The 24,512-nt window shown below is 43.4% G+C and carries 21 protein-coding genes; 4 read left to right on the forward strand and 17 right to left on the reverse strand.

The window, feature by feature from the left end; translation table 11 throughout:
- Nucleotides 1–161 precede the first annotated feature (161 nt).
- From L3V43_RS04095 to trxB, 3 genes are all read right to left on the reverse strand, one after another.
- Nucleotides 162–893 (reverse strand): arginyltransferase, encoded by a 732-nt coding sequence (locus L3V43_RS04095; protein ID WP_235368154.1) that lies wholly within the window; start codon nucleotides 891–893, stop codon nucleotides 162–164.
- The gene (aat, locus tag L3V43_RS04100) at nucleotides 886–1,602 is read right to left on the reverse strand and encodes a leucyl/phenylalanyl-tRNA--protein transferase (protein ID WP_237115988.1); all 717 of its coding nucleotides are present in this window, start codon (nucleotides 1,600–1,602) and stop codon (nucleotides 886–888) included. Before aat ends, L3V43_RS04095 begins: the two co-directional genes overlap by 8 nt.
- An 89-nt stretch (nucleotides 1,603–1,691) precedes the next feature.
- On the reverse strand, nucleotides 1,692–2,645 hold the full coding sequence (trxB, locus tag L3V43_RS04105; protein ID WP_174168783.1) for a thioredoxin-disulfide reductase: 954 nt from the start codon (nucleotides 2,643–2,645) through the stop codon (nucleotides 1,692–1,694).
- A gap of 286 nt (nucleotides 2,646–2,931) precedes the next feature.
- Here trxB and pssA point away from each other — a divergent pair, with 286 nt between their 5' ends.
- On the forward strand, nucleotides 2,932–4,257 hold the full coding sequence (gene pssA / locus L3V43_RS04110) for a CDP-diacylglycerol--serine O-phosphatidyltransferase (protein WP_235368153.1): 1,326 nt from the start codon (nucleotides 2,932–2,934) through the stop codon (nucleotides 4,255–4,257).
- Nucleotides 4,258–4,309: 52 nt separating this feature from the next.
- Here pssA and asnB read toward each other — a convergent pair whose 3' ends face one another.
- From asnB to L3V43_RS04150, 8 genes are all read right to left on the reverse strand, one after another.
- Nucleotides 4,310–5,980, reverse strand: coding sequence for an asparagine synthase B (gene asnB / locus L3V43_RS04115; RefSeq protein WP_237115989.1), 1,671 nt, complete (start codon nucleotides 5,978–5,980; stop codon nucleotides 4,310–4,312).
- 188 nt (nucleotides 5,981–6,168) lie between these two features.
- Nucleotides 6,169–6,831 carry a pyroglutamyl-peptidase I gene (gene pcp / locus L3V43_RS04120; RefSeq protein ID WP_237115990.1) on the reverse strand — a complete coding sequence of 221 codons (663 nt, stop codon included), beginning with the start codon at nucleotides 6,829–6,831 and terminating at the stop codon, nucleotides 6,169–6,171.
- A complete protein-coding gene (locus L3V43_RS04125) occupies nucleotides 6,831–7,841 on the reverse strand; it encodes a DUF979 domain-containing protein (protein WP_235368151.1) in 1,011 nt (336 codons plus the stop codon). Before L3V43_RS04125 ends, pcp begins: the two co-directional genes overlap by 1 nt.
- A complete protein-coding gene (locus L3V43_RS04130; RefSeq protein ID WP_010372454.1) occupies nucleotides 7,838–8,596 on the reverse strand; it encodes a DUF969 domain-containing protein in 759 nt (252 codons plus the stop codon). Before L3V43_RS04130 ends, L3V43_RS04125 begins: the two co-directional genes overlap by 4 nt.
- Complete coding sequence (locus L3V43_RS04135; RefSeq protein ID WP_235368150.1) at nucleotides 8,589–9,527, reverse strand: biotin-dependent carboxyltransferase family protein; 939 nt, start codon at nucleotides 9,525–9,527, stop codon at nucleotides 8,589–8,591. Before L3V43_RS04135 ends, L3V43_RS04130 begins: the two co-directional genes overlap by 8 nt.
- Nucleotides 9,521–10,171, reverse strand: coding sequence for a 5-oxoprolinase subunit PxpB (gene pxpB / locus L3V43_RS04140; protein ID WP_266068018.1), 651 nt, complete (start codon nucleotides 10,169–10,171; stop codon nucleotides 9,521–9,523). The genes L3V43_RS04135 and pxpB overlap by 7 nt, the downstream gene beginning before the upstream one ends.
- A gap of 142 nt (nucleotides 10,172–10,313) precedes the next feature.
- A complete protein-coding gene (locus L3V43_RS04145; protein WP_237115991.1) occupies nucleotides 10,314–11,828 on the reverse strand; it encodes a leucyl aminopeptidase in 1,515 nt (504 codons plus the stop codon).
- 86 nt (nucleotides 11,829–11,914) lie between these two features.
- On the reverse strand, nucleotides 11,915–13,225 hold the full coding sequence (locus L3V43_RS04150) for an MFS transporter (protein ID WP_237115992.1): 1,311 nt from the start codon (nucleotides 13,223–13,225) through the stop codon (nucleotides 11,915–11,917).
- A gap of 219 nt (nucleotides 13,226–13,444) precedes the next feature.
- On the opposite strand from L3V43_RS04150, the gene msrA reads away from it, so the two are divergent.
- The 3 genes from msrA to L3V43_RS04165 all read left to right on the forward strand — a co-directional run bounded on the left by msrA (nucleotide 13,445) and on the right by L3V43_RS04165 (nucleotide 17,417).
- Nucleotides 13,445–14,698 carry a peptide-methionine (S)-S-oxide reductase MsrA gene (gene msrA / locus L3V43_RS04155; RefSeq protein WP_039497723.1) on the forward strand — a complete coding sequence of 418 codons (1,254 nt, stop codon included), beginning with the start codon at nucleotides 13,445–13,447 and terminating at the stop codon, nucleotides 14,696–14,698.
- Nucleotides 14,699–15,037: 339 nt separating this feature from the next.
- Nucleotides 15,038–15,529, forward strand: a complete 492-nt coding sequence (locus tag L3V43_RS04160; RefSeq protein ID WP_010604901.1) for a GNAT family N-acetyltransferase — start codon at nucleotides 15,038–15,040, stop codon at nucleotides 15,527–15,529.
- Nucleotides 15,530–16,112: 583 nt separating this feature from the next.
- Entirely contained in the window at nucleotides 16,113–17,417 is a 1,305-nt protein-coding gene (locus tag L3V43_RS04165; protein WP_069022505.1) for a hemolysin family protein, read from the forward strand.
- Here L3V43_RS04165 and L3V43_RS04170 read toward each other — a convergent pair.
- From L3V43_RS04170 to L3V43_RS04195, 6 genes are all read right to left on the reverse strand, one after another.
- Nucleotides 17,412–18,197 (reverse strand): thioesterase domain-containing protein, encoded by a 786-nt coding sequence (locus tag L3V43_RS04170; protein WP_237115993.1) that lies wholly within the window; start codon nucleotides 18,195–18,197, stop codon nucleotides 17,412–17,414. The genes L3V43_RS04165 and L3V43_RS04170 overlap by 6 nt on opposite strands.
- A gap of 2 nt (nucleotides 18,198–18,199) precedes the next feature.
- Nucleotides 18,200–19,579 carry an MATE family efflux transporter gene (locus tag L3V43_RS04175; RefSeq protein WP_235368144.1) on the reverse strand — a complete coding sequence of 460 codons (1,380 nt, stop codon included), beginning with the start codon at nucleotides 19,577–19,579 and terminating at the stop codon, nucleotides 18,200–18,202.
- Nucleotides 19,580–19,583: 4 nt separating this feature from the next.
- Entirely contained in the window at nucleotides 19,584–20,549 is a 966-nt protein-coding gene (locus tag L3V43_RS04180) for a sterol desaturase family protein (RefSeq protein ID WP_102056896.1), read from the reverse strand.
- Nucleotides 20,542–22,206, reverse strand: a complete 1,665-nt coding sequence (locus L3V43_RS04185; RefSeq protein WP_102056895.1) for an NAD(P)/FAD-dependent oxidoreductase — start codon at nucleotides 22,204–22,206, stop codon at nucleotides 20,542–20,544. The genes L3V43_RS04180 and L3V43_RS04185 overlap by 8 nt, the downstream gene beginning before the upstream one ends.
- A gap of 79 nt (nucleotides 22,207–22,285) precedes the next feature.
- The gene (gene fldB / locus L3V43_RS04190; RefSeq protein ID WP_102056894.1) at nucleotides 22,286–22,822 is read right to left on the reverse strand and encodes a flavodoxin FldB; all 537 of its coding nucleotides are present in this window, start codon (nucleotides 22,820–22,822) and stop codon (nucleotides 22,286–22,288) included.
- 24 nt (nucleotides 22,823–22,846) lie between these two features.
- Entirely contained in the window at nucleotides 22,847–24,502 is a 1,656-nt protein-coding gene (locus L3V43_RS04195; protein WP_235368141.1) for an NAD(P)/FAD-dependent oxidoreductase, read from the reverse strand.
- Between the last annotated feature and the right edge of the window lie 10 nt (nucleotides 24,503–24,512).

Here is a 24,512-nt window from a genome sequence, read left to right on the forward strand (position 1 = left end):
CGCATCTCAAAATCTGGAGCCATATTACTAGGCAAGGGCGCTATTCTAGCATAGGAAAGTCTGCTAGTAACGCATGTTTTTTGTCCATGCAACGGGATAATAAGGGTGTAAAAGGAGAAGTATTCCTGCATTTGAGCTTAAGCATGCAGGAATACTAAGCACTAATCACAAGATTGCGGGGGAGCGGGATCAATATCTTGCCAAATATCTTTAACTAACTTTTGTGCTGGAATAAATTGGGTTTTGTAACGCATTTTCTTGCACTCGTCGATTTGATAACCTAAGTACAAGTACGGTTTATTCTGTTTCGCCGCCTGTTCTAATTGAGCCATGATCATGATAGTACCGATACTTAGTGATTCATACTCAGGATCGAAAAAGGTGTAAATAGCAGATAATGAATAAGGCATTGAATCTGTGACCGCCACTGCAATTAATTTATCTTTGTGCCATAGCTCGATAAAGACGATGTTCATCCAACGACAAAATAAGAAGCTTTCGTACTGGAGACGGTTAGGTGGGTACATAGAGCCATCGCTGTGGCGTAGACTGATATATTTCTCGTATAACGGATAGTATTCAGGCCGCTCCTGATGGCTAATAATAAGCTGATAATCTTGTTTTAATTTATTACGTTTGCGTTTTTGAGATTTACTCGGTTTAAATTCTTGAGTTAATACTCTTACTGATTGACAAGCAGAGCATGCGGGACAGTGCGGACGATAAATCTGGTCTCCACTGCGGCGAAACCCTAATGCTAACAATTGTTCAAATCTATCTGGGCTGTAACAATTTGGGTCTAGAATAACCAGTAACTGTTCCTTCTGCTCAGGTAAATAACTACAACTAAATTGTTGGCTCAGTCCGATTTTAGAAGGAAAGTGTTCATTCATAGATAGCTTTCAACTCCTGAGGCTGCCACATTGATGATGGGATCTCAAATCGATCCGCCAATCTAAGTCTAGTCAAAAACTCGCTCCTTAGTACAACTTTTAATCCCAAACTTGTTAAATAAGGATTTTCGAGTTGGCAATCAATAAAATGTGCTTGATGGGCTTTGAGCCAATTAACCAGTGCCCACATCGCCATTTTGGACGTATTAGGTAAGGTGTGGAACATAGATTCACCACAAAATACACCGGACTGCATGATGCCATAGAGCCCGCCAACGAGGTTGCCTTTATCCCATACCTCCACACTATGTGCTAATCCCTGAATGTGCGCTTGCTGATACGCAGCCAACATCGCATTCGTGATCCAAGTTCCTTCAGCGGCCATTCGTTGATTTCTACAAGCTTGAATCACTTGTGAAAAGGCGGTATTGATTGTGACGGTCGGACTGAGTTTGCGTTGGGCTTTTCTTAGCGTTTTACCACAATGAAAATCTTGAAGCTCCAAGATCCCGCGTTCGCTTGGGCTCCACCACATGATTGGCTCACCTTCATTAAACCAAGGAAAGATCCCATTGGCATAAGCGTTTTTCAGTCGTTTTACCTGTAAACACCCGCCAATGGCAAGCAGTCCATCTGGTTCAGACAAGGCATAGTGATTTGGCGGAAAGCGAAAGTCATCGCGGGCGAGATGGAACAGTTGTTGGATCATTGAACAAACTACAAGATTGTTATTTATTTCAATATAGCAAATTAAGGCAAGGAGGGAAGAGGGCCAGTCTAGACCGACCCATTTATCTATTATTTTTGGCTGTCTAAGAAGCGCTCTGCATCTAGTGCTGCCATACAGCCTGTACCAGCTGAGGTAATTGCTTGACGGTAAATGTGGTCAGACACATCACCTGCTGCAAATACACCTTCAACACTAGTCTGTGTTGCATTACCATTGAGGCCTGATTGCACTACCAAATAACCATCTTTCATCTCTAGCTGGCCCTCAAACATATCTGTGTTTGGTTTATGACCAATCGCGATGAAAACACCAGCAAGATCAAGCTGCTCTGTCGCTTCTGAATCAGCATCTTTGATACGAATACCAGTAACACCCATCTCATCACCTAGCACTTCATCTAGTGTGCGATTTAGGTGTAATACTACGTTACCATTCGCCGCTTTATCCATTAAGCGATCGGCAAGAATTTTCTCACTACGGAAAGAATCGCGGCGGTGAATAACATGTACTTCTTCAGCGATATTTGATAGGTAAAGTGCTTCTTCAACCGCGGTATTACCACCACCAACAACCGCAACCTTTTGACCACGATAGAAGAATCCATCACAAGTTGCACAAGCAGATACGCCACGGCCTTGGAACGCTGTTTCAGACTCAAGACCAAGGTATTTAGCAGATGCACCTGTTGCGATGATTAACGCATCACAAGTATAAGTGCCTTGATCGCCAGTGAGTGTGAAAGGGCGCTTCGTCACGTCAACTTTGTTGATGTGATCGAAAATGATTTCAGTTTCAAAGCGCTCTGCATGCTCTTTCATACGGTCCATAAGAGCTGGACCCGTTAAACCATGTGCATCACCAGGCCAGTTCTCGACTTCAGTAGTTGTAGTCAGCTGACCACCTTGCTGCATACCTGTGATTAGTACTGGGTTTAAATTTGCCCGTGCTGCGTATACCGCGGCAGTGTAACCCGCAGGACCCGAACCTAAAATCAACAGTTTGCAGTGTTTTGCATCGCTCATGTAATTTTCCTAACTAAATTCTAAAAAATGCTATTAAGCAAAAGTTTGTTCGATTCTATGTAATTCAATAGGGAAGTAAATAAAAAACCGTAATCTGATTTGGTATAAATTGGCAAGTTGTCAAAAAATTTGTACTGTTTTGTTTTAAATCGACTACAGATTGAGCAATCTTGTTCGGGACTAGCAAAAAACAGCAGTATTTCATGACCTCAGGTTTTTTTTTTGATATGTTTTAGAGAATTTTGTTTTGCTATCAAGAGTTGATAGCCTAATTGAAAAGGTACATATGGCATTTTGGCAGAATACCCCAGGCTTCGGGTTAAGTGCACAAGATTGTGAGGTGTTAACTGATGCTAAGCAATATCATCAGACACTTTTACAACTGATCTCACAGGCAAAAACGCGTATTTATATCACCGCACTTTATTTACAAGATGATGAGGCGGGTCGTGAGATATTGCACGCATTGCACGAGGCTGCACAGCAAAATCCAGACTTAACGGTAAAAGTGTTGGTTGATTTTCACCGTGCGCAACGCGGCCTCATTGGCGCTGAAAAGTCAGAAGGCAACGCCAAGCTATATTGTGATTTAAAAGAGCAGCTGGACACTCAAGTTGAAGTGTATGGTGTGCCGGTAAAAGCAAAAGAACTTTTTGGCGTGTTGCATTTAAAAGGCTTTGTTATTGACGATATCCTGCTTTATAGCGGTGCTAGTTTAAATAATGTCTATTTGCATCATGATGAAAAATACCGTCTAGACCGCTATTTTGTGATTAAACAAGCACAGCTCGCGGATAGCTTTTGCCACTTTACCGATCAAGTGCTGATAGCGTCTGACGCAGTACCTAGACTCGACATCCGTCCATTACCTACTTTACTCGACATTCGTACTGAGCAAAAACAGCTGATGAAACAGTTGAAAAAGGCCAGTTATGATATTTCAAAGGCGAACAGTCGAGAAGGTCTTACGGTTCGTCCATTTTTAGGTTTTGGTCGTAGAACTAATAAGCTAAACCGTCTTATTAAGGCGCTTTTCGATACCACAGAACAAGAGTTAGTGCTTTACACCCCTTACTTCAATTTTCCGGCTCCTTTACTTCGCTCATTACGTCGTTTACTGAAAACAGGTAAAAAGGTGACAATAGTGGTGGGGGATAAAACGGCAAATGATTTCTATATCAGTCCAGAGCAGCCATTTAGCCGAATTGGAGCGCTTCCGTATTTGTACGAAACCATTTTGTATAAATTTATCAAGTCGCAACGCCGCTTCATAACTGCCGGATTGCTGGATGTGTATCTGTGGCAAGATGGCAACAACTCGTTTCACTTGAAGGGAGTGAGCAAAGATGGCGATACGCATTTAATGAGTGGTCATAACCTCAACCCAAGGGCATGGGGGTTAGATATTGAAAATGGCATTCTAATAGAAGATCTCGATAAAGCATTGTTGCCTCAAATCGAGTTAGAAAAGCAAGAGATCTTAAAACATTGCCGTCGCATCGAAAGCCACGATGATCTCGAGACATTGGCGGATTATCCTGCACCTGTGAAAAAACTCCTTGGCCAGGCTAAGCGTGTGAAAGTCGACTTTATTATCAAGCGTTTTATTTAATTCAAACACTGTCAGTTTTTTAAAAAGGGACGAGCGTCCCTTTTTTACTTTCTTATTTTTGATTATACGCTTCGTTGTGTGAGCTTGCTGCGCGACCTGATGGATCGGCATTGCGCTGGAAAGACTCGTCCCAAGCAAGCGCTTCGGGCGTTGAACACGCCACAGACTTGCCGTGAGGAACACACTTAGCTGCCGCTTCTCCTGGGAAATGCGACTCAAAAATGGTGCGATAATAATAGGCTTCTTTGCTATCCGGTGTATTGATTGGATAGCGGTAGTGGGCGTTTTCAAGATCCGAATCGCTCACTTGCTGATTGACATACTCTTTTAGCGAATCGATCCAGCTATAGCCTACGCCATCAGAAAATTGTTCTTTTTGGCGCCACAAAACGTCATCGGGTAAATAGCCATCAAACGCCTCGCGGATAATGTGTTTTTCGATACGGCCATCTTTACACATTTTATAGTCTGGGTTGGTACGCATGGCAATATCGATAAATTCTTTATCTAAGAAGGGAACACGTGCTTCAACTCCCCAAGCTGCCATCGACTTATTTGCACGTAAGCAATCAAACATATGCAGTTTCGAGACCTTTCGGTTTAGCTCATTGTGAAACTCCTCTGCATTTGGTGCTTTGTGGAAATACAAATAGCCGCCAAATAGTTCATCTGCCCCTTCACCGGATAGCACCATTTTAATGCCCATTGCTTTAATGTAGCGTGCCATGAGGTACATAGGAGTAGAAGCGCGAATGGTTGTGACATCGTAGGTCTCTAGGTGATAGACCACTTCTTTAAGGGCATCAATCCCTTGTTGTACGGTAAAGTGAATGGGATGGTGAACTGTGCCGATTTTATCCGCTACCTTTTGTGCTGCAGCGAGATCGGGTGAACCTTCTAGGCCAATGGAAAATGAGTGAAGTTTTGGCCACCAAGCATCGGAAGCATCATCATCTTCGATACGCTTTGCTGCGAACTTTTGTGTGATAGCGGAAATCACAGAAGAATCGAGACCACCAGACAACAACACGCCATATGGCACATCGCACATCAATTGGCGTTTTACTGCGGCTTCTAGCCCATTTTTAACCGCTTCGGGGCTGGCCTCATTGTCTTTTACAGCACTAAACGCTTGCCAGTCGCGTTGGTAATACTCTCTTGGACCCCCTTCTTTTGAATACCAATAATGGCCAGGAGGAAACTCTTCAATTTGTGTACAAATAGGTGTGAGCGCTTTCATTTCGCTGGCGACATAGAGGTTACCGCTTTGATCACGGCCAGTGTAAAGTGGAATGATACCGATATGATCACGACCAATTAAAAAGGCATCTTCCGTTTCATCGTACAAACAAAATGCAAAAATTCCATTGAGATCATCTAAAAACTCAGGGCCTTTTTGCTTGTATAGCGCCAAGATCACTTCACAGTCTGACTCTGTTTGAAATTCAAATGGAACGGTCAGTGCTTTTGCAAGCTCTTTATGATTATAAATTTCACCATTTACCGCCAAAATATGTGTTTTTTCAGGGTTAAATAATGGTTGTGCGCCGCTAGAAACGCCGACAATTGCCAAACGTTCATGAACTAGGATGGCTTTTTCACTTGAATATACCCCTGACCAGTCGGGGCCACGGTGTCTTAATTTTTTTGACATTTCGATCGCTTGCTCACGAAGAGCAAGGGGGTCGGTCTTGATGTCAAGTACGCCGAAAATTGAACACATATTTCCTCATTCCTATTTATGTGTTGATAATATCAACAAATTATTATTGCTCACGGAAGCATAGTTACCATGAGATAGTTTAAGTTCTACCAAAAATAATTTGATAAGTCACACAATGAAATAGAGAAAATGTGAATTTTTTGTGATGTGCAATGGTGCAATCTTGCACCATTGTAGGGCGATTCTTATTAGTGTGTCGTTCCAGCGACAAGCTTAATATCTTGCTTTTGTGTAATGGCACTGGTTAATAGGATTTTTATTCCTTTAGCTAGGGTGTCAATGTCCATACTGGGTGCACCAGGGTGGTGCGCCGCTTGGGAGGGCAAGTATGGAATATGCACAAAGCCACCACGGCACGCTAAGTCATGTGTACTAAGATAGTGCAGTAATCCATACATCACATGGTTGCACACGTAAGTGCCCGCAGTATTAGAAATACTTGCAGGAACTCCCGCCTGAATCGCACTACTTAGCATACTTTTTATTGGTAAAGAGGCAAAGTAAGCATCGGGTCCGTGTGTAACGACTGGTGTATCTATCGGCTGGTTTCCTGCGTTGTCGGCTATTCTGGCATCGTTGATGTTAATCGCGATACGTTCGATGGAGATATCACAGCGTCCACCAGCCTGGCCTAAACAGATCACGATGCTTGGGTGATACTTATCTATCGCTTGTGTTAAAGACTCAATACTTTTGTCAAATTCACAAGGTAACTCTTTTGTGTGGATCAGGTGGCCTTCAATGGTCTCACCTTCTAATAGCTGAGCTAATTGCCATGAAGGGTTGATGGACTCACCACCAAATGGGGTGAACCCAGTAACGAGGACACAAGGTTTACTGTAACTGGACATTAAAAAACGACTCCGTACATAAGAAAAATATTAATCACCAATAACGTTATAGCGGTTGGTATTTGCACTTTAATGACTTGGTATTTATCTTTTAAATCTAACAGTGCCGCTGGCACTATGTTGAAATTAGCGGCCATCGGTGTCATCAGTGTTCCGCAATAACCCGAATACATGCCAATTGCGACGAGCGGCGCAGGATCAGCGCCATGCCCCTGGATCAAAAATGGCAGCGCAATACCCGCCGTCATTACCGGAAATGCGGCAAAAGCATTGCCCATAATCATGGTAAAGAGTGCCATGCCCACACAATACAGTACAACGAGCATAAAACGGTTATCTGGCGAAATAAATAATGTCACTAAGTCTTGGATTGCAGTGCCTGTGTTGGCGACGATAAATACGCCGCCAAGCATTGCAAGCATCTGTGGCAATATTGCTGCCCAGCCTATTGAGTCGACCAAGCGACGAGACTCAGAAAGTGCTTGTAGTGGACTGCCTTTGGTTATTTTCCAGCTCACCAGCAATGCGATGGTGCAAGCGAGTGTCAGTGCTGAAAGCGTCACATGTTCCTGATCGAATAGATAAAAATCGCCGAGCTGGATCTCACTTAAGATGATAGTGCAGATAACGGTAACTATTGGAATAAGTACAGCAGGAACAAACAATTTATTACCAAACCGATTTGCATCTTCTGTTTTGGCTCGTTCGCACGGCATTTCGTAATTTCCCATGGAAACCATATTCATACCTGCAAGTAGTGCGATGATCACCACGTTGATGCCAATCCATAAATAAGTATTTCGCTCACCAATCAACGCGATAGAAGCATCACCAAAGATAAAGACAGAGCCAAATAAAAACCAAAATAGTGCCGTAGTGAAACGCTTAGGATGGGCCTTATCTTGTAGCGTTTTCACCACTAAAAACATCACAATAAAGCCAATTAATAAATAGATGTTGTCAATTGAAAGTAAGCTAGATTGCGCGTCAGGAGTGTTCATTAAGCTCATAATGACTCCTCCTTAAGCGCTGAATTTGTATTGCTAGGTGTTTGCTCTTCTTCGCTTTGTTGCTGCTGACAGCGCGCAATTTCTGCCCGGATTTTTGCTTCAAATCGCGCTAAACGGAAGAGATGAACAATGAGCGCGGCAATTGCAGTTGGTATTGCCCAAAGTCCGATATGTAGCGGTTCAATCCCGGCAATGCCGTTTTCTTTTAGAAATGCATCCATCAGTAGTACAGCACCAAAGGCGATAAAAATATCCTCGCCAAAGAACACGGCAATGTTATCGCAGGCGGCAGCATGTGCGCCTATCATGTCTTTTACATCTTGTGGCAGGTCGCCGTATTGGTTTGCCGCAGCGCCGATCGCCATCGGAGCAAGCAGTGGTCTAACGGTTTGCGCTTGGCCCGCTAAATTGATTAACCCCAGCGCAGCGGAGCACTCACGGACCACAAAATACATACTTAAAATTCGAGAAGTGGTTGCCCCTTTTATGCCCGCAACCCAAGCTTTAGCGCGTTGCTGTAAACCGTAACGCTCTAAAATCGCAATCACGGGTAAGATAAGTAGAAAGCTTGCAAGCTGGCGAGAGTTCATAAACTTTTCGCCAAAGGTGGCAATTAAGTCGACAAAGTCTATCCCAACGGCAAAACCAGTAACTAGACCTGCCGAGGTGACAACCAACAAGGGATTAAACCTCAGAGCAAAGCCAATAACAATCACAGCAATGCCCGAAAGAGGAAGGAGATTTAGCTCAGTCATTTTGTTGTTCTTTATTTTTAAGCGCTAGCCTTAGCTGATTGAGATGCGCCTGTACTCGGTGAGATTCCTTTGCTGCATCTATAAGGGATGTTGATTTTAAATGGATACAATCGCCCGCGCCCAATTGGCTCAAGTGGCGCATATCGGCTTGAATGATGGTACCAATAATTGGATAACCGCCTGTGGTTTGGCAGTCATTCAATAGGATAATGGGCTCGCCACTAGGGGGGAGCTGAATAACGCCTGGGTGGACAGCTTGGGTTGCAATATTATGTGCATGCACTAGGCTACTATGGCCACTTAGGCGAATACCCATACGATTACTGCTGGGATTTACTTTCCAAATGGTGTCGTTTAATACACTCAGTGTCTGTTTGGAAATTAACTCAAGATGTGGGCCTGGGATAAAATGAATGAGCTTTTCGTAGCTGGGCTGCAGGCCACCAACGGCGTCCTTGGCAGTGCTTGGCGTGTAGCTCAGCTTGTCCCCTTGTTTAAGAGCTCGGCCGCTTATACCCCCAAAGCCTGTCATGAGATCGGTTGAATAACTCCCAAGCAGCTTGTCTATGTTGGTAAATCCACCTTCGACCACCAAATAAGCGCGTAAACTATCGCGGTTTTGTTTAAATGTTAGCTTATCTCCAGCTTTAGCACTGTAGCGCCAGCAAGGGTATATCACTTCATCGTTTAAAGCAGCATTGAGATCTGCCCCTGTGATAACAAAGTTAGTGGGGGCGTGGAAGTGAAATTCACATAAGCCAATGGTCACTTCAATAGCTGCATTATCGTCGTCATTTGACAAGAGTGTATTTGCAAGTTTAAGCGCAACAGGGTCGATGACACCTGCTTGACTTACTCCTAAGTGGCGAAGTCCTTGACGGCCAATGTCTTGAATAGTTGAAAGTGGCCCAGGTTTAATAACTTCTAGCATGATTTCTCCACAAAACGCACGATATCTCCTGGTTGCAGCAAGCTTGCTGATGCAGAATTTGGGTCAAATAGCGTAGTATTGGTTTGTCCAAGTAAATGCCAACCACCGGGAGATTGGCTCGGGTAAATTGCACTGTAGCTGTCTGCGATGGCAATACTGCCTTTGGGGACCTTGGTAATTGGTGTGGATTTTCTGGGTAATTGAAGTGCGGTTGGTAACCCTGATAAGTAAGCAAAACCGGGTAAGAAGCCAATAAATTGTACTTGATAATCAACGCTTGAGTGTAGCTCGATAAGCTGTTTTGGTGTCAGTTGTAATTCGTCCGCTATGCGTTCAAAATCCTGTCCGAATTCTTTGCCATAAAACACCTCAATATGATGGTGTGTTGGCTTTACCTCTGCCACTTCTAGGTCTTGCCAATGTGCTTGGATTTTGTGTTGCCACGGATCGGCTTTACGGGGGTCTTTTAAATAGGCAGTAACGGAAGATTTGGCAGGCACCACATCAATAAAATCACCGCTACTATCAAGCCATTTCTTGAGGGCGAATAATCGTTGGTTAATTGGATTCTTGCTATCAGGCAAACATATTGCATTTATAACAATTGCTTGCTCACCTAATAGATAACAACTCACATCGGACATAGACAATAACAATTGGTTGCTTTGGTAAACGTAATATTTCTTATAACACACCTCGCAATTGAAACGAAGTTATTGCTATCAGTTGCCATTTTGTTGCAGTCACAAAAAAGCCGTGTTTAAACACGGCTTAAAATCTGAGGATTTATTTAGCAGTTAATAGCCACTCGCTTAAGAGGCGAACGCCATAGCCTGTACCACCAGTTGGTACTTCGTCTTTGGCTGAGCTTGAAAGTGCATTACCGGCAATATCGATATGAACCCAACGGGTGTCACCTGCAAATTGTTGTAGGAAAGTCGCAGCAGTTGTTGCACCTGGACCACCTGAACCTACGTTTTGGAAATCGGCGATGTCAGATTTTAGTTTGTCCTTATAGCCAAGCGGTAGACGCCATACGTTTTCGTTCACAACCTTACCTGCGTTGGTAAATTCTGTAATTAAGCTATCATCTTCAGAGAAAATTGCTGAATATTCATTACCAACAGCACGAATTTTAGAGCCCGTTAATGTCGCGACGTCAATCATGATCTCAGGGCTGTAATGTTTACGTGCATACCACATCGCATCAGACAGCACCAAACGGCCTTCAGCATCTGTGTTGACCACTTCTACGCTAATACCTTCTGCAGTGCGCAGTACATCACCCGGTGCAATTGCATACTGAGACACCATATTTGCCGCCATACCCATGACTGCTACCACGTTTACGTCTGCTTTGCTTAGCGCCATTGCTTTTACTGTACCAAGCACGGCAGCTGCGCCCGCCATGTCAGATTTCATGCGTGCGATCGAAGCGCCGGTTTTGATGCTATAACCACCAGAATCGAAAGTAATACCTTTACCGATCAGGGCAATTGGTGTCTCGCTGTTACCTTTATAATGTGCAACAACTAAGCGAGAGCCGTGCTCACTACCACGGCCAACGCCCTCAAGCGCGCCCATGCCAAGTTCTTTAAGTTCAGCTGGTGCTAGTACTTTTACTTCAACGCCATATTGTTCAAGTTCCTTTGCCGCTTTTGCAAAGTCTACTGGAGTCATTTCTGTTGCGACTTCAGAGGTTAAGTCGCGCGCTAAAAACACGCCAGCTTGAATGTGTTGTAGTGCTTTATACTGAGCCTGTGTTGCTTGTTTATCGGCAACGTCGAAGTGATAGCTTACGTTAAAAGTGTTTGGCTCTTTTTTGTATACTTCGAAGGTGTGGTCACGAAGGTTTGCACCGTGTGCAAATTGTGCTGCTAGTTCTGCATTTGAAAGCGCTCCCTCAACGTCTTCGAATGCAACCGCAACATTCTCCAGCTTTTTACCTTCGAATTTAGCGTGTAGGTTACCACCAAGTTTGGTCATTTTGCTGGCGTTGAGTTCGCCTGCGTCACCTAAACCAACAATGAAGATACGCTTATAATCAGAGTCTACAGGTGCTAATACTTCAACTGTTTTGCCATACGCGCCTTTAAAATCTTCAGCAGCAATTGCGCGCTCCAATTGTTTACGAGTGTCTTTATCTAGGAACTTTAGGTTACTTTGGTTTTCACCAGCTTGAAAAAGTACCAGTGCATCAGCGTCTGCAAGCTTGGTATTGAACTCAAAGTCAGCGGCATTTGCAAAAGTCATACTGGCAACCGCCAGCGCTAAAGCAGAAAAACGCGTAGTCAATGACATAATTTTATCCTCAGATAACTAAAATTGCGGCGTTTTTACCTCATTTGGAGAAATTTAGACACAGTTTGTCGGTGAAGTAACAGCTTTTACCGTTCAGTGACATTAGGTAAGCGGCTTGTCAGCACGATGCCTAATATCGTGACCATAATGTAGAGTGCAAGTAACACATTAATTGAAAATACCGAGGCGACGACACCAAGTGCACTTGTTAATAAAAGTACAATACCGATAACTGTGTTACTGAGCGTGACGTAACTGGTGCGTTTGTTTCCTTCGGCCATATCGACCACGTAGGTTTTGCGGCCCACGCGCACGCCTTGGTGAGCGATGGCAATGACAAAATAGCAAAGTGGAATAAACCAGATTTTTTCTAGCAGTGAAGAATAAAATAAAGAAGTTGCCAGTAGTACAGCAGTGATAGCAACGGTGATTGTAGCACCATAAATCATTACGTGTTTACTGGATTGATCGGCAAGGCGACCCCAAAATGCACCACTGACTAAACTAGCAAGTCCAGATACCGCTAACAAAGCTGCCAACACCCATGCACCGTTGCCAATATTCTGCTGCGCCAGCACGGTGAAATAGGGCGGAATAAGCGCAGAACTTAATAGCAATCCACGGGCTAAAATGAACTTTTTAAGTATTGGATCGGTGTTCAACAGTGCTAAATCTTCCTTTATTTTATCTAATCCGCTTTCACCACCTTCGGTTGCCCCTTCATATTCTTTGATTTTTGAGAACGTTAACGCACCAATCAGCCAAAAGATTGCAGCTAGTACCAGTGTGATCACAAAGTTGACGTTGTTTACTTGAGTGGCAGCGATAAAAAGCCCAACACCAAATGTAACGGTTATAAGTCCACTGACAGAGGCGGCTTGGCCGCTAAGCTGGCCGCGCTTTTGTTTAGGGATAGTTTTACCGATGACATCTTTTGACGACACGGAACTTAAGCTGCGGGCGATGCTAAAAATCGCCAGTAATCCAAGTACCAACCAAGCGTATAATTGATTTTCAGTTTGCTGCCATGCAAGCAGTGCCATAAGTAGTACACAAATAGCTTGAGTAAGTGCGCCGAGAGACCAAAGGTGCTTTCGTTTAGCGTGCTTACGCACCCACTGGCCAATAAACAATTGTGGGATCAGTGAACCAGACTCGCGAATGGGGACTAGAGCCGATATCAAATAAGCAGGAGCACCGAGTGATTGCATCAGCCAAGGTAGCGTGATCTTTGGGTTGAGTAGGGCATCTCCCAATTTGCTAAATAGTTGACTCAATAAAATAAGCACGTAGTTACCTGGAACTTCTTTACACGCCTTATCATCAATTGCCTTACAGGCACGCGCTTCGTCATCATTGGTTAGCTTTTGATAGAGATTCTCACTTATTTTACTCACACCTATTCCTTTATTTTGCGGTTTTGCAGACAGCACTACTTCACTATCATGAACGACTTTAGATGAAATGATAATTAACCTTAGACGGTCTCATTTAATACGCAGTAAATCATATTAAGTTCAATAAGTATGAAGTGATAATCATACTTAGTTGTGACATACAGTATTGAGAGGGTAGTGATGAGAACATTACAGGTAGCCGCATCGATAGGATTTATCATGATGTTAGGTGTAGGTGTTTCGGCGCTCGCGGGGACAGATATGCCCAAGCCTAAAGTTGATGGCGCAAGTAACCATATTAAAACGTTAGTGTTGGGCTCCGGTTGTTTCTGGGGTCCCGAAAAACGCTACGAGAAAATGACGGGCGTGATAGATGCTGAGTCTGGCTATGCCGACGGTAAAGGGTTTAAGCCAAGTTATAGAGAAATTATTAAATCGAGCCGACGCTTTGATGAAGACAACTATGCGGAAGTGGTAAAGGTAACTTACAACGCAAATCTTATCACCACCGATGCGCTGCTAAAGTACTACTTTGAAAGTCACGATCCAACCCAGAAAAACCGTCAGGGTAATGACGTTGGAACGCAGTATCGCTCGATCATTCTATACACAGATGAGCAGCAAAGTGACAAGGCCCACACATTAAAAGCGCAGTATCAACATTTATTATCTGAGCAAGGCTATGGCGACATTCAAACCAAGATCAAGCCACTTAGAAAATTCTATCCAGCGGAAGAGTATCATCAAAACTACTTAACCAAGAACCCTAAGGGATACTGCCCAGATCACAGCACGGGAGTGACCTTTGAAAAGGTGGCGAAAGATAAAGCTGATAACACTATGCTAGCCCAAGGTAAGCATATTGTGATTGTTGATGCTAAAAGCTATTGCCCTTATTGTGAAAAGCTAAAAAAAGAGGTGTTAAACGACTATCAAGGTGATATCCCACTTCATTTTCGCTATGCAGATCAACTCGAGGGACTAATGATAAAAACCGCGACTTGGGCGACGCCAACGATCTTATTTATTGAAAATGGTGTTGAGTCCCTTGGCTTTCAAGGTTTTATGGCGAGAGAAGAGTTTTATAAGGCACTTGGTGCTTTTAAGCTGGGTCGTTCAGAAGCTTTTGACATTGCTTTTCAAAAAGGCACAGAAAGACCATTTTGCAAGCAGTATGATATCTTTAAAAACACACCAGATGGCGTATTTATCGATAAATTAAGCGGCAAGATTCTTTTTGACACCCGAGATAGATTTAACTCAGGCACTGGGTGGCTGTCGTTTACTCACCCAGTAAAAGACAGCGTGACCTATCACAAAGATTTAAGCCACGGAATGGTAAGAACCGAAATACGCTCAAAAAGCAGCGGCATTCATTTAGGCCATGTATTTAAAAATGAAGGGCCAAAGGGTCAAGACCGCTATTGTATCAATGCCCAAGTACTTGAGTTTAAAGCGAGAGAGGCGCTTTAGGCATTACGCCTAAAGTTACCTTTTGCTCCGGAGCCAGAGATAAATTTAAGTCGAAGTTACTTTTGTGCATTAAGAGAGCGTGTTTACTTGTTAACTTTTCAAAGTGGTACTTTGGTTATTTTCTCCTCAAATTTGATCTGCCATTTAAAATACGTAAAAGTAATTCTCATGCACTGTATACATATTCTATGTCTGTTTTGTTTGTGGTGGCTCATTTCGGTACCGACAGCTTTAGTTTAAATAAGGGAGTAAAGACAGGTTTTATTGCCCGTAAACTTATTGGGAACGAATGAGGGTATTATGTTATGGTATAACTCTTAGACAACGAAGGATTTAGTCATGCTGACCTTAGCGCCATTCACCGCAACTCATGTAGAGGCAGTGAAACGAGTACACCTTGCGGAGGAGCAAATTCAATTTGCCGGTACCGCTGAATCATTTTTAGAAGATCAAAGTGAGACCACCCATTTGCATGTCATAAAGGTGGCTGATGAAATTATCGGATATTTTAAGTTTGATATTGCATATTCGAACACATATTCGTTTTGCCCAAAAAGCGGTTTAGGTTTAAGAGCATTTGTCATAGATAGCCAGCGACAAGGTCAGGGTCTAGGGACATTAGCCGCGAGTACATTGGTCCCTTATGCGCAGGCAAGTTATCCAGAGTTTGAGTCAATATATTTAACCGTAAATTGTAGAAACCCAGCGGCGATTACCTGTTACCTAAAAGGTGGATTTGAAGACACAAATGAAAAATACCTCGGTGGTCCTGCTGGCCCTCAACATATTATGAAAGCGTCTCTGATAAAAAAGCACAGTAGTGCATTATGACGTTGTACTATTTCTTTATCATTTAGTGCTTGAAGCACCTATATTTACCAAGAAATATAGTGGCGATAACAGAGATGGCAAGGAGGAAAAAGCACCTTTGGCTGTTTTTTTAAAGGTGTTGTAACCGCTTTAGATGCTTTTTCAAAGAGGCTCCTCTTAACATCGAAATTAATTGCGAGTAGATAACTCAATTTTCCGAAGTGCGTAAAGTTGAGCTCGCCATTGTCGTATTTGTCACCAACAAGCTTTGCAGAAGCGCGGCCGGATTTAAAACCATAAACTTGCGATTTGGCTCTTATCTCGCTTGGTGCTCTTGGACTTAACTTAATAGCATTTGTGCTTTACACGCCTCGTAGTGATCTCATGATAGGTTGAACATGCCGTTGACAAGCATATCATACCGCTAATTTGAGAGAGTGTATCAATTTTGTCATTTTCCTTCCTTGACGTACTTTTTTATTCGTCGCGAACAGTACGAGATAGGCGACAAAAATTTAATTATTTGACGCGAATTACATTGCTAAAGTCATAAAATAGGCGTATACATCGCGTCGAATTCTCGCTTTCTTTTTTAGGTGTATCTGTGGACTTTTTTTGGGTGTTGTTACTCATTAGCTTGAGTGCAGTTTTCGCGCTGTGTGAAATATCATTGGCAGCGGCACGCAAAGTTAAATTACAAACCTTATTTGATCTTGGTGACGTTAGAGCCAAGAAAGTATTGTATTTGCAGGCTAATGCGCATCAGTTTTTTGCTGCGGTACAGGTGGTACTCAATGCCTTGGCAATTGTTGCGGGTATGATAGGCGAGTCGGTGTTTACTCCTTATGTATTACAACTACTAAACTGGGTTGCGAGTTTTATGTTTGCCGATGTTGCAGCTCATGCCTCGATGTTATTGCAAATATCCACAGTGGTGTCGTTTTTACTGATCACATCGTTATTTGTACTGTTTGCTGATTTATTGCCAAAGCGAATAGCTATGGTTATCCCAGAAACTATCGCGATGCGATTTATCCATCTTATGCTTGCCAGTGTATGGATTTTTAAGCCTATTATTTGGCTATTTAACGTGTTCGCTGATTGGATTATAAAGCTATTCAATTTACCAAATGAGCGTGACGAACAGGTAACCCGTGATGATATTTATGCGGTGGTTGATCAAAGTGCTGAGCAGGGGGAACTGTGTGAACACGAGTACAATATCATTGGCAATGTGCTCGACCTTAACCAGACTAATATTACCCAAGCGATGATCAATCGCGATGCAATCGTGTGGTTAGACATTCAAGAATCAGAAGAAAACCTGAGCACGTTAATTCAAGCGCACAGTTTTCAACAATATTTGCTGTGTGACGGCTCGCTCGACAAAGTGATAGCTGCACCTGAAGCCAAACAACTGCTTAGTAATATTTTGGCTAAAAAGCCGTTACTGGATGGTCAACAACAAGAATTCCATAAGCCGGTCATTTTACTTGATACTCTAAGCCTTTCCGATGCGCTAGATGGGCTGAAAAGTCATGAAAGCAACTGTGCGGTGGTGATCAATGAATTCTCAACAGTGGTTGGGATGGTAACGTTATCCAGTATCTTGAATTTAATTGCACTGAAAGACGACCAAGCAATAGAAGCCCAATTTAGACAAAAGGATAACACCCGATGGCTAGTGCAGGGTGATATGTCGATTAAGGACTTTCAAGCTTCGGTGATTGAGTACGAGTTTGAACCGATTGAAGCCATAGAAACCTTAGCCGGTTTTGTGATCCACAGGCTAAAGCATTTTCCTGTCGAAGGAGAGGCGTTAGAAGTTGATGGCTTTAAGTTTAAAGTAATAGAAATTCAAGGATTGGCCATTAGGCAAATTGAAGTAACCAAAGAGCCCCAACTATAAGGGGCTCAGTGTTTCTAACACCGCGTTGATTTCTTTTAGCACCAAAGCCGAGGAATCCAGCATAAAAAAGTGCCGTCCAGGTATCGCTTTAGGCGTGATACCTTGTTTAAAGCAACTTTCCCAATGGTGCATATCCGTCCCTGTTGCTGCTTTATCCCGAGTACCATATAACACGGTTGCAGGCACGTCGAGTTTACAAGCCGAGTCGTATTGATAGGTCTCTCCCAGCTTAAAATCCGCTTTTAACGTTGGCAGCATCAGTTGTTGCAGTTCGATATCGTTGAGCAAAGCCGGTGGTAAACCGCCCATTAAATTTACCGCCGCAATGAACTTCTTATCGTCAAGAGTATGGTAGGGGGATTTTCTTATCGCATATTGCGGTGCCTTCCTTGCAGCAATAAACAGGTGTTTAACTATATTGCAGCTGCTATGTTGAAGTGCTAAGGCAAGCTCATACGCAATATAAGCGCCATTGCTATGACCGTAAAAAACGCTGGGTAATGGCGTTGCTTCGCTCAAAATAGATGCTATTGCTGCGACCAAGGTATGAATATTATCAATGGCAGCTTCATGACTTCGCTCCTTTCGTCCGGGTGCTTGGAGAGCATATAAAGCGACATCTTCAGGCAGTTTTCCTGCCCAGTTTTGATAAACAGCTGCATCTGCGCCAGCAAAAGGAAAGCAAATGAGTTGTTTGCGAATGGTGTTAGGCTTATTTAATAAAACTAGCCATTTTGAATCTATGCTATCTCTACATGTTTGTAATGCGACTTGGCTCATTGTTAACTCAATAGGTTCTTTTTAGTTGCTGTGAAAGTGGCTGGCAGTTTGTAGGTCGCGCGTAGCGAGAAAGCCACAAACGTAAGGCTCACGAGGGCTTGAACTACCACACTTAACACCGTGATATACCACAGTTCCGTAATCGTAAGTTGCTGTTGTTTTACTAACCAAATGATTGGCAGAACAAAGGTAAATAACCTTGTGGTGTTACTGTAAAGTGGTGGCCACGTATTACCTGAGGCTTGAAACAATCCCGAACAAGTGAAAATAACCCCCGTTGCGATAAAGCTCCAAGCGACGACATATAGAAAGTAACGGGTGTGTTCGATGACTTGTGGGTCTTCTGAAAATGGCATGGCGAGTTGAGCACCTAAGTGTGCTGCGAGTAAGGAAACTCCCAACATCAAGCTACACGTCGCGACCAGAGACCAATAGAATGCCTGTCTAAATCGTTTGAAGTTCCCTGCGCCGTAATTTTGTCCTGCTATTGCAGGCAGTGAAAATGCGACGGCCATCACGGGCAAAAACAGAGCTTGGATCACTTTCGAGCCAATTCCAAATCCGGCTTGTACATTGGTGCCAAAATCTTTTAATACCCAAAATGTTGTCGACATATAAACAAACATCAGAATAAGTTCTGCACCTGCTGGAAAACCCACTGAAAATAGCCTTTTTATGGTGTGACGATGAAACGTTAGAAACAATTGGCTATCTAGCACCAAATAACGCCTGTCGTAATTGAGATAAAACCAAAGTGAAAGCATGGCTATCACAACAGAAATGGAACTGGCCAGCCCCGCACCTGCAATGCCCATTTCTATTCCGAATAGCCATCCCGAGATTAAGATGGGCGACAGAATAATATTAATAATAAGAGAGCCGATTTGCGCGATCATCATTGGCTTTACAACACCAGTTCCTCTCAGTGCAGCACCGATTGTAGTCATAATAAACTGCAGCACTAAACAGGGTAAAAACCAGTATGAGTAGCTTAATGCTGCCTCTGTGGTGGCGGGATCTTCGCTGGTGATGTGCAGATAAGATTTGATGCCATAGATACCAGTTAGTAGCAAGATGGTACCAAGTACCACGGAAGCGAATAGTGCTTGGTTAAATACAAGATTGGCGCTGGACTGATCCTTTTCTCCTACCGCATGTGCAACTAATGTTGCGGTTCCGACATTCAAAATCTGGCTGACGGCGAAAATCAAAAACATGATATTGCCAATTAAACTGAGCGCTGCGACTGGAGCACTGCCCAAGTCTGAAACAAAATAGAGATCGGTAAGCACATAAAGTGTTTGCACAAACATCCCAATTGACATGGGTAGCGCCATAGCTACTAGATGCTTAGGTAAGGAACCTTGAGTTAGATCTTTCATGCAGCTACCTTTTCCTAATATCTACTGTTGAGGGAGTGGAACGTGACTCGATGTCATATTCTTGAGGTAGCGGAGTTGATTTGGTGTATCTTGGTCTATTTCCACGTTTACTGATGAACCATCGAAATGGATGAAGAATACCTTTAGCAACCTCAAAGGCACTTGGAAATAAATATGGCTTAGTAACTCCAACTTGAATTGGACTACTATCTGGGCGGTAAAAGAAACTTCCGAATAACTGATCCCAAATACTCAAATCAGAACCAAAATTTCCAGCCTCTTTCAATTCTACGCTATGATGGAAACGATGGAGCTCTGGTGTTGCCACGATGTAGTTTAGCCATCCCATACGAACGTTTACATTGGCATGAATGAAATATCCGTGCAGAGCAGTAAATTGACCGGCAATGAACATTCCTTCGGCTGAGAAACCAAGCAATAGAAATGTAGTCTGTATAACTAGCGCGCTTAACAATACTTCCAGAAAGTGAACGACAGAGTTATTACTTACCGTAACTTTGTTAGGCCGATGATGGATCCCATGAAAGCTCCAAAGAAACAGATGCCGATGTTCTAATCTATGTAGCCAGTACCCGATAAACGAGCCGACGAGAATGGCTAGAATGGCATTTTGTGCCAAGCTCAAAGTATTTTCGATAGGGGCGAGCTGGAGTGCAATTACTCGCACTAGTGTCTCGCTAAACGCCCCGTATACGATGACGAGAATAAAGCACAAGCCATCTCTGCTCCATTCCTTTTTACTGGGATGCCATTGTGTTTTAAACGGGTTTAGTCTTTCCATGATAATAAAATAGGCAATGATGATAAGCACACTAGAGAATGCTGCTAATCCAAGGTCAATGCCTTGTTGTAAGACAAAGATACTGTAACCAATAAGGATCAAAACGATCAAAGGGTAGCAAGTAATAGCAAAAAACCTACGAAGTTGGTTTTTGAGTGGACTAGGCATAATTGTCTGCCTCATTGGTGATGTGCTGCTTTGTGTTTTGCTGTTCTGGATAACAAACCCTAAATGGTTTTTTATCTTGTCGACAAAGGTATTGTGCAACATAGCGGCCACTTGCCGTTGAGTGTGTTACGCCGCTAAATGTGCTCCATTGCCCCGTATAATAAAAGTTGTCTAGATTCGGGAAAGTAGGACCATGCTTGATTTGGTAATTCTCTAATTCTTCTGTCAGTGGCGCAAAAGGGTGCCAAGCTAAAACGGTCCCATTGTGGTTCTCGGTATAACGTTCACTGGTTAATGGCGTTACAACATCTATAAACTCAACTTTATCTGTAAGGCCTTCAAAATATTGGTTAAGGAACTCGACTATCGCCTGACCCACTTTTTTCTTTGCTTGCTTATATTCGGGTGAACGGCGTTTACGTGTATATGGATTACGACTTTGCCCTGAAGAGGTAGATTGCACGACGCTTTGCTCCATCGCTTGCCATACGTCACTTTTTGATAAATAAGTGACGTAAAGAACTGACTTGCCACTTGGTGCATGATCTGGATATAGCGTATTGCGGATTTGCACACCAACCCCACTATGATAATTACCGACCAGTTGGTGCGAAATCGATTCGGGTAATAAGTAAGAGGTATAAGGGTCATGGTCTGAATAGTCTGCATTTACCGCAATAAATACCGCAACACAGCCCGGAAATACCACGCTGTTTGCATCTTCTTCTAGCTTTGTGAAAAGCTTATCCAGCACAGGGTGAGGGTAGCGATTTTGCAACATCTTACGAGTGAGTTTGTAACTATCACAACTGGCGACAACATAATCAGCGTAATGGACAGAGCCATCGGCTAATTGCACACCAACCGCGCGGTTATTGTCGGTGAGAATGTGCTCGACTTTACTTTTATAATGAATGTTTGTCCCTAGTTCTTTTGCCCGATTTGCCAATCGCTTTGCAAGGCCTAATGAACCAATACTAGGCACTCCTGCATTTTGGTTTGCAGCACAAGCTAAATTAAAGACAAAGGGCATTAATCGTAGCTCGCTATGGCGGTCAAAAATAATCCAGTTGAGTGCTTCCGCAAGCGTGGGGTTTGAAAAGCGCTTAGAAAAGTCTTCCATAGTGACAGCAAGCGTTTTCATAAAGGTGCGCATATAGGGTAGCAATTGCCACATCATTTTGCTTTTTTCCCACCATGTCATCAAGCCACCACTTTTAAGAAAAGGGAAATACGGCATACACTTGCGTAGTTTTCGGATATGTCCACACAATTCAATGATTAGTTTGCTATCTTCAGGAAAGCGCTCAATCAGGGTGGACTCTAACTTGTCTGGATCCACATAAAAGCGGATCTTTTCGCCGTTAGCCGTGACGACTGAGTTAAATATCTCAGTGTTGTAAATAGGCACGTTTTCAAGGCAGCCTAGCTCACCCCAGATGGTTGCCATTTCGTTGTTGGTTCCCGTGCCGTTTAACCAGCTGATACACCAATCGAAAGTGTATTCTTTTCGTTGCCAAGAGGTGCAACACCCTCCCGGCGTTTCATGCAGTTCGAAGACGGTGCATTGATAGCCATTCATTTGGCTATAAGCAGCGGTACCAAGACCAGACATACCAGCACCAATGATAATCACAGACTTTTGTTGTTCGGACATAGTTTCGTTCTTTTAATGATGCTCGACTAGCCATTTTAAATATCGAATTAGCCCGCCGAGCGAAAACACAAAGTGCGCCTTAAGCTGTTTCGCAGGTAAGTTCTTGAAGCACGGCGGCAATCTCTTGGCACCAGTCGTTGATGCGCTGCTCGGTGAGTTCTGGTTGGTTATCATCATCAAGCGACAAGCCGAGAAACTCACTGCCGTCTTCACTTAACCCTTTAGACTTGGTGAAGTGATAACCTGAATTTGGCCAGTAACCAATTGCTGTGGCGCCTTGTTCGGTTAGTTTATCGTGTAAGATGCCGATACCGTCTTGAAACCACTCATCATAACCAACTTGATCGCCTTGACCGAAGATAGCCACGATTTTTCCGCTGAAATCCTGTTGTGCTAGGCTTTCCCAACGTGACTCCCAATCATCCTGTAAACCACCGTATTCCCACGTTGAAATACCAAAAATCAAAAATTCATAGTTCTCGGTTAAGGTTAATTCAGTATCTGCTATATCAAAGAGATCGATGGTAAACTGGTTTAAGCTTGCTTTTATTAATTCTGCTGCGGCCTCTGTGTTACCTGTTGTGCTGCCATAAAATAGGCCAATACGAGTACTCATAATATTTCCTTTTAATTCTCTTGGTTAAGCAACATGCTGCTTTTGTTCTCTATAAGATTGAGGTTGGTGTAGTGGGTTTTCACCGATCCAAGCCTGAAACGGCTTGTCATCATCACGGCATACAAAGTGCAGAACATGTCTGCCTGTAGCTGCAGCGCGGATCAACCCGCCGGTTGTCACCCAGTGACCAGCCATATAAAAGTTGCTAAGGCCTGGCAGTCCCGTTGTCCCGTTGGCATTTATTTCGTCTTCTAAACTTTCACCACTTTCCAAAAATGGCTGCCACGCCAATACCGTTCCTTTGCTGTTGCGGGTATAGCGAACTTGAGTCAACGGGGTTGCGATGTCGATATATTCGATATGCTCTTTTAGTCCCTCAAAATGAGTGGAGAGCTTATCGATTATAAATTCACCTAAGGTCTTTTTAGCGAGGCGATATTGAACGCTACGCTTGACTCTAGTGTGATGGCGTTTAGTCGCCGTTGTTTCTTGAAAATTATTTAATTCAGCCCACGGCTCATAGGTTGAGAAGTAAGTGATATAAAGCACGGATTTGCCCTCTGGGGCGATATGGGGGTAGTGTACATTGCGCACCTGCACATTGATCCCCGGATGCGTCATACCTGGGCAGTGGACAAGATCTTGTTGGTCTAACAAGTGGGTGCGGCAATGGGGGTGATGGGTATAGTCCTTGTTTACCCCTAAAAACACAGAGACGTATCCTGGGAACATTTGACCATCGGTCTCTCTTAACTCGTCATATAACTTGTCTAACACTGGGCTGGAATACTGGCCATCAAGCATGTTTTTTACCACATCCGTACCGTCACATGCTGAGATCACGATATCGGCATACATTTTTTGGCCGTCGCTGAGTTCAACACCGATGGCTTTGTTGTCTTCGACCAAGATCTTATGTACTCGGGTGTTGTATATGATGTCACCCCCCAACTTTTTATATCTTGCTTCCATCGATTGTGCGAGACCTAACGAGCCACCTTCGGGCACACCTGCATTTTTTTTTGCCGCGCAGGCCAAATTAAAATAGAAAGGTAATAGCGGGAAACTAGGATGTTGCTCATAAAAGATAACGTTAAATGCCTTTTGCAGCAGCGGATGTGAAAACTTAGCGGCAAAGTCCGACATCAATGTCGCCATGGATTTGCGGATTAAATTGAATTTTTTGATAAATGGCCACATCATTTTTAGCTTCTGCCAGCGTGACATAATGCCAACTGGCACCAGAAAGGGATAAGCGTCTATCATTTTGACGAATTCACGAATGCCATCGCAAAATTGTGTGATGAGTTTCTTGTCAGCGGGAGAAATACTTAAGAGGTGGGCTTCGAGTTTATCTGGATCTGCATAGAAATGCACTTCTCCTAATTCTTCATCAATAACTGAATTGAAGATTTCAAAGTCTCTAATTTCTTTATCATCCAGCGCACCTAACTCTTGCCAGATTTGATTCATGCCGTTGCCTGTGCCACTACCCAGTAGCCAGCTAATACACCAATCAAAAATATAATCTCTGCGTTCCCACGATGTGCAGCAGCCGCCGGGAATATCGTGCAGTTCTAAGATCACGCTCTTGTAGCCGTTCATTTGTGCATAGCTACCGGTTGAGAGTCCACCCATACCGGCACCTATGATGATCATAGATTGTCTTTGTGTGGTCATAATTCTGTCC

This window comes from Pseudoalteromonas sp. L23, assembly GCF_021728455.1.
Taxonomy (GTDB): domain Bacteria; phylum Pseudomonadota; class Gammaproteobacteria; order Enterobacterales; family Alteromonadaceae; genus Pseudoalteromonas.

Bases quoted from the DNA above. Each gene is read 5' to 3' on its own strand.
- L3V43_RS04135 (WP_235368150.1), bottom strand. From the start codon at position 9,527: ATGCTAGAAGTTATTAAACCTGGGCCACTTTCAACTATTCAAGACATT.
- L3V43_RS04145 (WP_237115991.1), bottom strand. From the start codon at position 11,828: ATGTCATTGACTACGCGTTTTTCTGCTTTAGCGCTGGCGGTTGCCAGT.
- L3V43_RS04130 (WP_010372454.1), bottom strand. From the start codon at position 8,596: ATGACTGAGCTAAATCTCCTTCCTCTTTCGGGCATTGCTGTGATTGTT.
- L3V43_RS04195 (WP_235368141.1), bottom strand. From the start codon at position 24,502: ATGACCACACAAAGACAATCTATGATCATCATAGGTGCCGGTATGGGT.
- L3V43_RS04095 (WP_235368154.1), bottom strand. From the start codon at position 893: ATGAATGAACACTTTCCTTCTAAAATCGGACTGAGCCAACAATTTAGT.
- L3V43_RS04160 (WP_010604901.1), top strand. From the start codon at position 15,038: ATGCTGACCTTAGCGCCATTCACCGCAACTCATGTAGAGGCAGTGAAA.
- pssA (WP_235368153.1), top strand. From the start codon at position 2,932: ATGGCATTTTGGCAGAATACCCCAGGCTTCGGGTTAAGTGCACAAGAT.
- pxpB (WP_266068018.1), bottom strand. From the start codon at position 10,171: ATGTCCGATGTGAGTTGTTATCTATTAGGTGAGCAAGCAATTGTTATA.
- L3V43_RS04170 (WP_237115993.1), bottom strand. From the start codon at position 18,197: ATGAGCCAAGTCGCATTACAAACATGTAGAGATAGCATAGATTCAAAA.
- msrA (WP_039497723.1), top strand. From the start codon at position 13,445: ATGATGTTAGGTGTAGGTGTTTCGGCGCTCGCGGGGACAGATATGCCC.
- L3V43_RS04125 (WP_235368151.1), bottom strand. From the start codon at position 7,841: ATGAGCTTAATGAACACTCCTGACGCGCAATCTAGCTTACTTTCAATT.
- L3V43_RS04175 (WP_235368144.1), bottom strand. From the start codon at position 19,579: ATGAAAGATCTAACTCAAGGTTCCTTACCTAAGCATCTAGTAGCTATG.
- fldB (WP_102056894.1), bottom strand. From the start codon at position 22,822: ATGAGTACTCGTATTGGCCTATTTTATGGCAGCACAACAGGTAACACA.
- pcp (WP_237115990.1), bottom strand. From the start codon at position 6,831: ATGTCCAGTTACAGTAAACCTTGTGTCCTCGTTACTGGGTTCACCCCA.
- asnB (WP_237115989.1), bottom strand. From the start codon at position 5,980: ATGTGTTCAATTTTCGGCGTACTTGACATCAAGACCGACCCCCTTGCT.
- trxB (WP_174168783.1), bottom strand. From the start codon at position 2,645: ATGAGCGATGCAAAACACTGCAAACTGTTGATTTTAGGTTCGGGTCCT.
- L3V43_RS04180 (WP_102056896.1), bottom strand. From the start codon at position 20,549: ATGCCTAGTCCACTCAAAAACCAACTTCGTAGGTTTTTTGCTATTACT.
- L3V43_RS04185 (WP_102056895.1), bottom strand. From the start codon at position 22,206: ATGTCCGAACAACAAAAGTCTGTGATTATCATTGGTGCTGGTATGTCT.
- aat (WP_237115988.1), bottom strand. From the start codon at position 1,602: ATGATCCAACAACTGTTCCATCTCGCCCGCGATGACTTTCGCTTTCCG.